The sequence below is a fragment of the Marivirga sp. genome, from assembly GCF_051117495.1.
GTDB lineage: Bacteria > Bacteroidota > Bacteroidia > Cytophagales > Cyclobacteriaceae > Marivirga.
Genome location: NZ_JBNPEF010000009.1, coordinates 23,035 through 36,905, shown reverse-complemented (window position 1 = coordinate 36,905; position 13,871 = coordinate 23,035). Strand labels below are relative to the sequence as shown.

Annotated in this window: 6 protein-coding genes; 5 read left to right on the top strand and 1 reads right to left on the bottom strand. The window is 37.1% G+C overall.

What is annotated here, in order from left to right:
• Positions 1-2 precede the first annotated feature (2 nt).
• The 3 genes from ACFE0M_RS05860 to ACFE0M_RS05850 all read left to right on the top strand — a co-directional run bounded on the left by ACFE0M_RS05860 (position 3) and on the right by ACFE0M_RS05850 (position 10,632).
• A complete protein-coding gene (locus ACFE0M_RS05860; RefSeq protein ID WP_434544814.1) occupies positions 3-9,977 on the top strand; it encodes a T9SS type A sorting domain-containing protein in 9,975 nt (3,324 codons plus the stop codon).
• An 83-nt stretch (positions 9,978-10,060) separates the two neighbouring features.
• Positions 10,061-10,288, top strand: a complete 228-nt coding sequence (locus tag ACFE0M_RS05855) for a DUF433 domain-containing protein (RefSeq protein ID WP_434544813.1) — start codon at positions 10,061-10,063, stop codon at positions 10,286-10,288.
• Positions 10,285-10,632 (top strand): DUF5615 family PIN-like protein, encoded by a 348-nt coding sequence (locus tag ACFE0M_RS05850; protein ID WP_434544812.1) that lies wholly within the window; start codon positions 10,285-10,287, stop codon positions 10,630-10,632. The genes ACFE0M_RS05855 and ACFE0M_RS05850 overlap by 4 nt, the downstream gene beginning before the upstream one ends.
• 339 nt (positions 10,633-10,971) lie before the next feature.
• On the opposite strand, the gene cysQ is transcribed toward ACFE0M_RS05850, so the two are convergent.
• A complete protein-coding gene (gene cysQ, locus ACFE0M_RS05845; RefSeq protein ID WP_434544811.1) occupies positions 10,972-11,736 on the bottom strand; it encodes a 3'(2'),5'-bisphosphate nucleotidase CysQ in 765 nt (254 codons plus the stop codon).
• A 183-nt stretch (positions 11,737-11,919) separates the two neighbouring features.
• On the opposite strand from cysQ, the gene cysC reads away from it, so the two are divergent.
• Positions 11,920-12,510 (top strand): adenylyl-sulfate kinase, encoded by a 591-nt coding sequence (cysC, locus tag ACFE0M_RS05840; protein ID WP_434544810.1) that lies wholly within the window; start codon positions 11,920-11,922, stop codon positions 12,508-12,510.
• Positions 12,511-12,564: 54 nt separating this feature from the next.
• A complete protein-coding gene (gene cysD, locus ACFE0M_RS05835; RefSeq protein ID WP_434544809.1) occupies positions 12,565-13,470 on the top strand; it encodes a sulfate adenylyltransferase subunit CysD in 906 nt (301 codons plus the stop codon).
• Positions 13,471-13,871: the final 401 nt, after the last annotated feature.

Below are 13,871 nucleotides of genomic sequence, written 5' to 3'. Positions count from 1 at the left end.
TTATGAAGAGACTTTTACATATATTAATTTTATTTCTGGCTACAAGCTTTCAAGTGAATGCTCAATTAACGGGCACAACTATTAGTAGCGCATCTAATATTACCATAAGTGAGGCAACACTGAATGGAGAAATACAGACATCCTCTGCTGTAGATGTTAATTATCAATTTAATTACGGGGAGACAAGTGGAAGTCTTAATCTCTCTTCCACATTAATAGAGAACTTTAATGTGGATGGAACAGCTTCAGTTAATGCCAATTTATCTGGTCTCTCGCCTGAGACTCAATATTTTTACGAACTGTATGCTGAAAAATCTTCTGATGATACCGAAAATGAAACAAGTTCAGAAGGCTCTTTTTATACCCTTTCCGAAGTTTTCCCTAATGCCATAGCTGACTTTACAACCGGTAATATCACAAATGATGAAATCCAATTAAATTGGACAGCAGCCAGTAGCACCACAACGGATGGATACATAATTCTATATACAACAGGCGCAACTGCTCCTGATCCTGATGGCATACTGGATTTGGGTGTACTTCCGGAAAATCAATCTTTTGCCAATAAATTGGTGATTAATAGTGATGCAACAGAATCAGGCACCGTTTTATCATTATCACCGGGTACTCAGTATTCATTTTCTATTATTCCTTTTAACAATGATGGCGCTGATACGGAAGAAACTACCAATTACAATTTGACTACTTACAGTACTGTTACGGCTTATACCTTAGCCAATGAGCCAACAAGTGACCCCACTAATCCCGCTGTTATTAGCCAAGCGATAGATGAAATTACTATTTCCTACGATCAGGTTAATTCCTCAGATGGTTACCTTCTGTTATGGAAAGAAAACAGTAGTGTAGCCCCAAACATAACGGGCGTTGTAGATGGAACAAAAAGCACTGATGGAAGTGAGTTCACTGATGCTGATGGTTATGAATATGTTCAATTGTCAGGCTCTACCTCTCCTGCTATTTCCCTTCCAACAGCAGGAGAAGAATACAGTTTCAGAATTATTGCATTTGCACATGCTGCCGATGAACCCGCTACTTACAATTATAGAACACCAGGAGTAGAATTGGTTTCTGCCTTCACATTGGCAACCCAACCAACCCAAGCGGTTAGTAATTTTCAATTTGCAGATAATTTCACAGATAGTATATACTTTACATTTGATAGCTATACTTTTCCTGATAATGGCGGATTTGTTTTATTTTATAAATCCGGTGATTCACCAGAAGACCTGACAAATTTAAATAACGGAGCTAGGCCTGACGGACAAATTGCAGGTGCAAATTTTGTGTTTGAGCCTGATGATAATGCTATTCAAATCGGTACTGCAGGTTTATCCGCAGGAACAAAATATTCATTTATTCTTCCTGTTTATAATTCTGATGGTACTAATGATGAAACAATACATTATAGGAAGAGTGATGCGCCAGTAGCCACTCACTGGACTTTAGCCAATCCAGCTTCCGGAGGCGATGTGGACGGGGGAAATTTTATTTTAGACAATGAAACAACAAACAGTATTGATGTAAGTTGGGATGCCGTAACCGGTACCGATGGATATTTGGTAATTTATGAAACAGGCAATACAGCTATTGATCTTACAAATTTGGAGGATGGTTTGGCTCCGGGCGATCTTTCAAGTCCGGGCTTTGATTTTGAAGATGTGGGAAATAGTCTTTCAACCACTATTTCAACCTTGAATTCTGGTACAGAATATGCTTTTCATGTTATTCCTTACACATTTGCTGATGACGCAGGTACTCCTGTTTCTGAAACTTACAATTATAATATTACTTCACCACCTTTAAAAACTGCTTCTACTTTATGTGAACCGCCTTCAGGAACGGCAACATTTAATGCCCCTACCAATAAAACGGCCAGCTCAATTGATTTAAGTTGGGCTGCAGTAACAGGAGCGGATAAATATTTGGTGGTGGCCAAACAAGGGGCGAATGTTGACTTAACGGTAGAAAATGGTGATGATTTTGAAGGAGAAGCAAGCACAAGTTTCATAAATGCCGGTGAGCCGGATTTAGATGGTAATAAAATAATTTATGCTGATGCAGGAACTTCCATAACGGTAACGAATCTTAGTAATTCTACAGAATATACATTTGCGATTTATGCTTATAAAAACACTACCTTTTGTTATGCTTTCGGTCCAGATAGTGAAACAATTACCACCGATCCCGCTGACCAAAGCAATACCCTTACATTAATTGGTGCCGAACCTACCATTTCTTCGGTACTTAATGATGCTTCGGGCAGTTTTATTACGGTAATGGATTTTGATATGAATGATTTGGGGGGTGACAATGAAACAACCAATCTTTCTGGATTTACTTTTTCTGCAGGGGCAAATGATGAGTTTGAAAATCTTCCAACGCTTTGGAATAATATTGTAGAGGAGGCTAAAGTAGTTAATACTAATAACGGAGAAGAATTACCTGCTACTATCAGCACCACAGTTAATGAAATTAATGTTTCAATAGCGACTAACAATAATAACAATGCAGGTCAATTTGGTTACATAGCGGATGGCGGAAGCATCAATGTAGAACTACAAATAAAATTAAAAGAAACTATCACAGCTACTGATATAGATGGAAAAAACTTTGTCTTTACATTAGATCCTTCCGCAATTACTACAGAGGGTAATTCAAGTGAATTTGCTACTGGAGCTGGATTGGAAATTACAACAAATGATGCTGATAATGAAATTGAGGTAATTGCTACTGATTTTAATTTTATAACAAATCCACCTTCAACTATCAATGCAGGTGAAAATGTGAGTCCTCAAGCAGTAGTGGAAGTAACGGATGCCAATGGAAATTTGGATTTGGATTACACCACTAATTTTACCATCACTAATGGAGATGGTATAAGTATGCAAAACTTGCCGACCACTTTTACAAATGGTGAAATGCAATTTCCTGCTAATTTTAATTACCAAGGAAGTGGCGATGGTACTTTAACCATCACGGATAATACTGATAGCTTTTTTGGGAATTCAAATGCAGTAAGTGTTAATCCTACAGTTGGATTAACAGAATTAACTACAGGTTTAAATAGTGGAACACTACAAAGTGGCACCACAGAGCAAGCAGTTTTAGGATTTTCAGTTCAGGTTTTGGGAAGCACACAATTACAAGAAATTGAATTTACTACCAATATTGATTTGACAAATGTAATTGAGAATATTCAAATAGCCGGTTCCGCAGATAATACTTTCGATGGTACGGGAACAGATGGTGTAATAGCCTCCTCACCTGTTGTGGACAATGGTAATAATACCATAACCTTTACCGGTCTTACGCAAAATTTCAGTAACGAAACAAAATATTTTTTCCTCCTTGTGGATGTGGATGAATCTGTCAATGAATTTGATAATTCGGATTTGACTGTCGGGCTGAATATTACAGATTTAAATTTCAGTAATACAGCTAATAAATTGGCTAATGATTTTGCCCAGTCCTATAGTTTTGAGGATATCACAAAACCCTTGGTAAATCAAGTGTTGGCCACCCCAACTTTGCTTTCAGGCAAGGATTTAGGGAATGATGCGCTTGAAATTCAAATTACCTTCAATGAGGAAATGGATCCTTCTTCCATTCCATTGGTGTCTTTTCCTGTTGAAGACCCTACCAACAGTTTATCTGCGCCAAACGGGAACAGCGCTTGGTCAGCCAGTAATACTGTTTATACTTTATTCTATGATTTAACGGATCAAGATGAATTAGTGGAAAACATTGATGTTTTGATTGAAAATGCTACTGATAAATCAGGAAACATTTTAGATGACTTTACCGAGAATGATTTATTCAGCATTGATACCGAAAATCCAGAAGCATCCTCAATTAATTTAGATCGATCCTTAGTAAATCGACCAAATAATACAATTGAGCTTCAAATCACATTTAATAAGCAAATGAATGATGCTATTGAACCTACAATAGTGGTTGATGGAACTAACAATATGTCCGATAATAGTGATGGAGCTTGGAGTGGAGGAGATTTGATTTACACCATCACCTTTAGTCACGATTTGACTGAAGAGGTATTAAGTAACATCAATTTTGATATTACGGATGCTGAGGATGTAGCAGGTAATTTAATGGATCCGGCTACTTCTGGTAATTTTAATATCAATACTAAAAGACCTCGAGTTGATTTTATTAACTCGAGCAGTTCTGATGGACTTTACGGCCCAGGAGATAATATTAATATTCAATTAGTTTTTGATGAAGATGTTACAGTTTCAGGAAATCCTTCTTTGGATTTAAATTCAGGGGGAGAAGCAACTTTCCAAAATGTTACAGGAAATACAATTAACTTCAACTATACTGTAGGGGCTGTGAATTCTGGAGAAAATACAGCGGATTTGGATGTTGTCCAGTTTAATTTGAATGGAGGGGAGATTCAAAATTTAGCTGGAAACGATGCAGAAATAATATTACCAAATAACCCAGATCGTTTACAGGATAATGCGGCTATACAAGTCGATACTGACCCAGCCAATATTGACAATGTTACTTCCACCAATGCTGACGGATTCTATAAAGCAGGGGATATTATTGATATTACTATAGCTTTTAATGAAGATGTTTCCGTAAGTGGAACACCTCAGCTCGAATTAAATTCAGGCGACAAAGCTGATTATCAAAGTGGCGATGGTTCAAATATTCTTACTTTTACTTACACGGTTCAGGCAGCAGATGGTGGCAGCTTAGTAGATGTGGTGGATCTAAATTATGTGGCTACCAATAGTTTAATTTTAAATGGAGGAACAATAACAGATCAGGCAGACATAAATGCGGATTTAGGGTTACCCGCAACAGGCAGTGGTAATTCTTTAGGCGGAAATAAAGATATCACAATTGATACAAAAGTGCCCGAATTAGAAGTTGATCCTTTCAATCCTGCTAGTGGAGACCTAAATGTATCACAACAAATGGTTTTCACTATAGAATTGAATGAAGCAGTAAGTGGGGCGGGTACAAATAATATTCGAATAGTGGAAATGGAATCAGGAAATGTATTGGAAACTTTAGATGGGGCTACAGCTTTCACAAATAATACAAATTCTACATTGAATTTTATTTCACTTGAAACCATTCTCAATGATACCACTGAATATTATTTTGAATTTGATCCGGGCGCAATTGTAGATAGGGCAGGAAATGAATTTGCAGGATTTACAGCCGATAATATTTGGTCATTTACAACCTTTGGCCCTGCAAGAATAGATGATTTTTCAATAGGAGCCTGTGTTGGGGAAACCTTTGCGATTCAAGGGAAATATTTTACTGGTGTAAGCAGGATAAGGACTAATATTAATGGAGGCTCTCCTTTTACCATTTCTACATTTACTATTATTGATGATGAAAATATCGAGTTCACAGTTCCAGCTGGAACAGAGCCCGGCACCATTACTTTGGACAAGCAAAACGGTCAGGCGGGAAATACAGATGACGCATCCACAACTTCACAGGACAATATAAAAGTAGGGCCAAGCAGTGCTCAATTAGTGCTTGTAAATCCTGGGACTGATGTGGTTTGTGACGATCCCGAAGGTGGATCTCCAATTGAAACCGCTTTAAGGGTAGATATTGTAGGAGGTTCGGGTACCTATACTTTGGAATATGATAACGGGACTGAAATCATTACAGAAACGGGCTATAGTTCCGGGCAAATACTCAACGTTAACCCGCCACAATCAGGAATTAATACCTATGAGATTATTTCCTTAATAGACGAAGATGAGGATTTAAACAGATGTTCTGCACCTGATTTAGGCACAACATTAGATGTTGAAGAATACACAAGATCAACTGTAGAAGCAGGCGGTATATTTGATTCGGAATTTGGTGCAGGCTTGATTGAGATTTGCTTAGCCACCACCAATGAAATCGATTTTTCTGATGCTGGCCTAGTGGGGGTCTTACCTTCAATTAATGGCAATGTTACTACAGGAACTTGGACTATAGATCAAGGGCCTAGCCAAAATGGTGGTGGATTTAGTCCTGATGGAAGTGTGAAAACTACTACTGATATCCAGCCGATTTATTACCCAAGTCTGGCAGATGCATCAGAAGGGGAAATTGTATTGCGACTTATTTCTGATGATCCTGCAGCACCTAATCCTTGCGTGCCGGACGAAGATGTAGTTTTGATTCGATTTGTTTCTACCATTTCGGTTCGTTTGGGTGATGACCTATCAATATGTAAAGAGCCAATTAATGAAACCACTAGTATTGCCACAGCTCAACTTAATGCGGCTCTAGGCGGTGGAGCTGATGGAATTGAATGGACTAGGGTCGATCAATATGGTGAAGCAGGTGGCCATGATGGAAGCTGGGGATTTGCAGATGATGAAAATGACAATAGTTTTACTTTGACCTCTACCAATCCTCAAGCAATTTATAAAGCAAGTCCAATGGAAGTTGAAAATGGTGGAGCGATTTTGGAGGCCATCCCAACCGCTTCGGGAGGAGGTTGTGGAGGAACACCTGACCCTAGGCAATTAGAGATAAGCATCAATGATTTGCCAACACCATCCAAATCACTGGATCCGGAAATTGTTTGTTCCGGAGAAGAAAGTGTTCGATTCAGAATGTCTGCCAGCAGTTCTCAAAGTACTTTCACATGGTCATTAACCAATACAGGCCAGGATAGCGAAGGCTTAAACGATAAAAATGAAATTGATGGTTTAGAAACTGGTAATCTTTTAATAGTAAACTTTAGGGAAGTTGCTCAGGAAACACAAGACACATTGATAGTAAATGAAATTAATACATTAACAGGATGTGTAAGTTTACCGGATACCTTTTTTATTACCATTAAGCCTGAACCCATTGCCGAGATTTTATATAATTCTACCACCACCCTATCCAATTCGGCTGATTTGATTTTATTGCAAGGTCAGGGAGGGCAAGAAGGAGCAGTAGAAATAGGAGGCGAATTTTTTGGACCGGGGGTTATTCAGAATAGCAATGGTGATTATTTCTTGGATACCAGCCAATTGGGAGTGACCGATATTACAGACGAGAATGATGTGCATGAAGTAACTTTTATTTATGAAGATGAATTCGGTTGTTCGGCCAGTAGCACAATATCATTTAATGTATTTGATGCCGAAACCATATTTCCAAATTTGGCTCCCCAATATTGCGAGTTAGATGCTTCGGACACGATATCAGTGGATAATGCCATTATTCCTGAAGGATTTATAGTAAGTGATATCAATGGCCCCGGAATCAATGTCATAGGCAGGGAAGAAGTAATTGTTGGAACCGATACATTGGAAATTTTACGGGCAATTTTTAATCCTGAAATTGCATTAGCTGAAAATGAAGGCAGTGAAAATCCATCTCTAATTTCCATTCAATATTCAATAGCGGATCCTGAAAATTCGGCAAATGATGTTGAAAATATTGGAGAACAAATTGTGGTTGTAAATCCATTGCCGGAATTGTTTTATTCTGAGCCAGAATATGATTTCTGTACTTATGATGAACCAGAAGAACTTGAACCTGAAACAGGTAATCCGGGTATTAATTTTTCATTTGAAGTAGTTAATGAAGGCTTGCCTTCTGAAATTCTCACAGGAGATAGCCTCGAAGGATATGAATTCGACCCAGGACCTTTATTAAGCTACCTCAAAGGAATCAATGAAGATTCAATACGTATCGAAATTAGATATACCTATCAAGATGAAAATACTTGTCAAAACTCGGAGATATTTGATTTCTTAGTATGGAGACAACCCCAAAAGCCAATAGTAAATTCTACTAATTTATGTTATGTGAACAATGTATTGGATACCGCAAGGGTAAGTAATTATACAGGGGATAATCCTAATCAAGAAATATTTTGGTATGCAAGTCAAGATTTCTCTTTAGATCCTATTGGGGAAGGATTAACTTTTGTGCCAGATGAAAATTTCTTTGCCACTACAAAGGAAAGAACATTTTACGTATTGAGGAGAAATGTCAATAGTAGCGGGGAAGATAATGACTTATGTGAAAGTGAATCAACAGCCGTTACCTACAGAAGGGTTAATAATCCGGATTTTAGTTGGAACAGCTCGGTTTACCAAGAAGAAGGAATTGAATTTACCAGTACGCCAAATGAATCAGATATTGATACTTTGGAATGGAAGCTTAAAAAATGGCAAAATGATGAATTAATTGAGGTATCCAGTAGTGTATTTACGTTGAAAAATGATTCCACCACATCTGTGGACTTTACTAGTCTGGGTGCTGGAAGATATCAGATGACTTTTAAAGTATATACCACAAACAGTTGTGAAGCTGAACATACTGAAGAAATGCTAATATTGCCAAAAGCAACATCCGGTGTTCAGTATGTTTATGATTTTGAAAATGACAATAGTGAATGGATCAGCTATAGTCCTGATGGACGTGATAATGATTGGGAATTGGAAGTGCCAACAGAAAACTCCAATATTAAATCATCCAATAAAGTTTGGATTACCAATGCCGATGGTTCTTATAATCCTGGTGCATTATCCTATGTTTATTCTCCAGCATTTGACATAAGTGCAGTGTCTAAGCCAGTTTTGAGTTTCGATTTATGGCTTGATATGGTACAGAACGATGATGGTTTAATTTTAGAATATTCCACTGATGATAAAGTGATAGAAGATCCAACCAAACAATGGAATTTGTTGGGTGATTTTGATGGAAGCCAATCTTCAGGTCTTAATTGGTATAATGATGGGGACATTAAATCTCGAATTGGAACCACAAATATTGTAGATAATGAACTAGTAAATAATAACCCATCATTTGTTGGTTGGTCAAGTGAACATATCGAGGATGGTGAAGTATTGGTTAATAATGCAGTCCATGCATTAGAAGCAATTCCATCACAGGATAGAAACCAGGTGATGTTTAGATTTCAATTTAAGTCGAGATCCAATGAAAATGAACAATCTGTAGAAAATGATGGTGTGGCTATTGATAATTTCCGAATTGAAAGTCTTAATCGAAATGTATTGGTAGAATATTTTGGTGATAATACTTCAGCTGATGACAGTGTGGAGATGAAAAGTATCCAAAGTGTTTATGAACAATCCAAAGATTTTGCTTGGATTAATTATCGAATAAATGAGAATGATACATTGTACAAGCAATTTTCCTCGGCTATGCTCTCGCGGATTTATTATTATGATGCTTATGAAGATAGAGACCGGATTTCGATTGATGGAAAATTAAACAGAGAATTCAATTTTAGTGAATCTGGAGAAATTGAATTGGATCAAGCACGGCTTGTAGCCAGTATGGCCACAATAAATATTAATGCAACGGCTGAACAAGAAAAATTATTGATTAATGTTGATTATAATTTAAATGAATCCGAATCGCTGACTGAAAACACCAGATTATTTGTGGCTATAATTCAAAAAGAAGTTTCTGGTGGGGACTTAGGCACCAATGAATCGAAAACCTATTATCATGTTCTAAGAAAATTATTGCCCAATAATGGAGGTATGATTTTAGAAGATTTAAACAATGGCTCTCAATCCTTTGAGTTTACGGCCCAATATCTATCTGATGAAAATGAATTGGCGGTGGTGGCATTCTTGCAAGATATAGAAACAAGAGAAATCATACAATCTGCTCAGACGGATGATTTCGAGACACTATCCTTGCAAAATATTACGTCTAGTGACAAAGCCTTAAAAGATTTGGATATTCAGCTTTATCCAAATCCAGCTAAATCACATTTGAATATCCGCTGGTCCAGAGCGATCGATCAGGAATTGAAGGTAAAGGTAATGGATTTGACCGGTAAGATAATTGAAGAGATAGCGTTTGTTCCAGGCACTTTCAATTATGAATTGAATACACAAAAACTCAAAACCGGAATGTATAATCTCTTGATCACAAATGATAAAGGCGAGCACAAAGTATTGAAATTTGCAGTTACTAATTAAGTTAAAAGACTGTTTTGCTACAATGAACATCTTAATCTTTCATTTCGTTAGTATAAATGTTTAAATATATTTAAGAAAAGAAAATGGTAGAATATAAAAATATTATAACTATTGAATCTGGTAAAAGGGGAGGGAAGCCATGTATAAGAGGAATGCGAATTACTGTTAGCGATATTTTAGGTTGGTTAGCTTCGGGAATGACAATTCAAGAAATCCTTCATGATTTTGATGAATTAACTCAAGAGGATGTTTATGCAGCACTTAGTTTTGCAGCTAATAGGGAAAATAAAACATATCATGCTACTATATGAGATTAATTTTTGATCAAAACATATCTCATAGAATTTTAAAAGAATTACCATCAAGATTTTCAGCTTCGACCACAATTAAAAAAGAAAGTCTAGTAAATGCGGATGACAAGGAAATTTGGGAATTTGCCAAAGATTTTAATTTTACTATCGTAACGCAAGATTCAGACTTTAACGACCTGAATTCAGTTTACGGATATCCTCCTAAAATAGTATGGTTAAGATTAGGAAACTTAACAACTGTTCAAATTGTAAAGATAATTTTAACTAAGGAAGAGGAAATTCTAAATTTCATAAATAACGAAGCGTATGGGTGTTTCGAAATAACTTATGAAAACTTCAAATAGCCACCTGACAATTTTTTAAATTTATTCTACCTATTGTGAGTTTCTAAGCTCTTCAGGAAAGCAGAGCAACATTCTGCATACTGGTTGTGGAGACCTGTCTGCACAGGCAGGCACAACTAGGGGCAAGGGAAGACAGCATACGTACTGTCACTTAAAAGAATGATGAGGCTTAATAATGGCTTAACTTAACGACATTGAGTACGAGCTTCCTAGCTTGCGCTTTGTTTACCTAAATAAAAACCCTCACCCCATTTTCCAACATCCATCGCACTTCAATTTAGCACTCTCCAAAGTCACCCTTTGAGGGATATTGGGGGGATTTAGGGTGTATATAGTGGGTTATCCCAAACACAGAAAGCTACCGTTCAATAAATTTTCTTTATTATAATCGAACCTTTCTTCTTCAGTATTTTCTTTAAAGACTTTGCCTCCCGAAGCTTCCAAAATGGCTTGGCCTGCTCCTGTATCCCACTCCATTGTTGGGCCATGTCTGTAATAAATATCGGCTTTTCCTTCCGCTACCATGCAAAATTTCAATGAGCTCCCTTTTGATATGCTGTCTTTCACATCATATTTTGATAGTAATTCATCCTCTTCAGGAGATGCATGTGATGCACTTCTAACGGCAATTCTGTCAGCGGATTTCTGATTTACCCTTAATTCAATTTTTTCTCCTGCTTCTTCCTTAAATGCGCCTAGCTCACTTCCATAATAAAAAGTATCGGTAGCCGGAACATAAATGACGCCCATAACCGGATAATGATCTTTAATTAGCGCAATGTTCACCGTAAATTGGCCATTTCTTTTAATGAATTCCTTGGTGCCATCCAAAGGATCAACCAACCAGAAAGTGTTCCAGTCTTTTCTTTCTTCATAAGACATTTTTTTACCTTCTTCTGACAGGATTGGATATTGAACTGACAGCGCTTCCAATCCTTTTTTGATGACCTTATCAGCTGCACCATCAGCCAAAGTTAATGGGCTGTCATCTGCCTTATAATCTACCACTTGACTTAGGTCTGCATCTGCATAAATTTTCATGATGGCAGCCCCTGCATCTTGGGCAATTGTTTTTACTTCTTCTACTAAATTTTCAATTTTCATACAATAAACTTCTTGATTTTCAATTCCGAACCGAAATCCCTTAAAATTTTTTTCACCAAAATCGTTCTCTATTAGCCTACAAACCCAATAGACTTTAAATATTTTTGGAGAATTGCAAAATTACGCAAGAAATGCTTATTAGTATAATTTTATCCTATTAACTTTGCCAAAAATTAAATCAGTTTGGAAAATATTTATCCCATATTCGATACTATTCTGAGTCGTTCCGATAAGGAAAAAATGCTCAAGCAAAAATCCGTTGTCATTTGGATGGTGGGTTTATCCGGTTCTGGAAAAAGCACCTTAGCTAGGGCCTTGGAAAACAGTTTGCATGAAGAAGGCTATCTTACCCAATTGCTCGATGGCGATAACATGAGAACAGGTATCAATAATAATTTAGGATTTAGCCCTGAAGACAGAACTGAGAATATCAGAAGAGCAGCCGAAACGGCAAAGCTCTTTATGAATGCTGGATTGGTCACTATTTGTTCATTTATTAGTCCAACTAATGACATCCGAAATATGGCCAAAGAAATCATTGGAGATGGCTATGTGGAAGTTTATGTGGATTGTCCGGTGGAGGTTTGTGAAGAGCGAGATGTAAAAGGGCTTTATGCCAAAGCCAGAAAAGGCGAAATCCCCGATTTTACTGGAATCAGTGCGCCTTTTGATGTGCCTCAAAAACCAGATGTAGCTGTGGATACGGCCAATCAAAGTTTAGAGGAGAGTCATCAGCAATTAGTGAAAGCAATTATCAATAGAATAAAATATTAATCAGTAGGTTTTATTCCATAGAAAAAGAAATTAAAAAATTAGAATTAAAACAATATGTCATCTTACAATTTATCACATTTAGACCAATTAGAGTCAGAAGCTATCTACATTTTCCGTGAAGTAGCGGCTCAATTTGAAAAGCCGGTTATTTTATTTTCTGGTGGAAAAGACTCTATAACCATGGTGCATTTGGCTCAAAAAGCCTTTTGGCCGGCAAAAATTCCATTTCCTTTATTACATATCGATACTGGTCATAATTTCCCGGAAGCTCTAGAATTCCGTGATAATTTGGCGGAAAGATATAAAGTGAATTTAGATGTGGGCTTGGTACAAGATTCTATCGACAAAGGAACAGCAGTAGAAGAAAAAGGAATCAACCCTAGCAGAAATACTTTGCAATCCATCACTTTGTTGGAGAAGTTGGAAGAGGGTCAATACGATGCGGCTTTTGGTGGCGGAAGAAGGGATGAAGAAAAAGCCAGAGCTAAGGAAAGATTTTTCTCGCATAGAGATGATTTCGGACAGTGGGATCCAAAAAACCAACGTCCTGAGTTATGGAATTTATATAATGGCAAAAAGGCACCGGGTGAATCATTCCGAATTTTCCCTATCAGCAACTGGACAGAAATGGATGTTTGGCAATATATTAAAAAGGAGAAAATAGCCTTGCCAAGTATTTATTTCTCACATAAAAGGGAAGTTGTGAACAGAAATGGTGTATTGATCGCAAAATCTCCATACAACACCCTTTTAGATGGGGAAAAATATGAAGAAAGAGTGATTAGATACAGAACTTTGGGATGTATGACCATTACAGGCGCTGTAGAATCAGATGCTGATAATTTAGATAAAATCATAGAAGAAGTAGCAGCCGCAAGACAAACGGAGCGTGGAGGAAGAGCAGACGATAAAAGATCAGAAGCTGCTATGGAAGAAAGAAAGAGGCAAGGCTACTTTTAAAGTTCTTTGAAAGAGGCAATGATGCTAAGTTTTCGCAAAGGGAGTGTTTTTAATTTGCAGTTAACTAAGCTTCAAGAAAGATAATAGAAATTTTGCGTTTTACTTAGAATAGTATTGAAACGACCACTTCCGAGGAACTCGGAAAAGAGGGAGGGAAGAAAGTTTAGCGAGCCAGCGCTGGCATTGAGGGAGGAAGCATTAAACTTTCTTGATTTTTTGTTTCTTTTTGATCAAGCAAAAAGAAAAGAGTATAGAAGTCAATGAAGGAGCTGGTTTTTTGGCTAGCATTATTAGAAGAATTAAGTATTAATAATAAAGAAACATTATTGAAATTGAGAAACGAGGCAAATTAGCCAACAGCAATTTTTACGTCAATTGTAAAGAATAATAAATAGAGATGC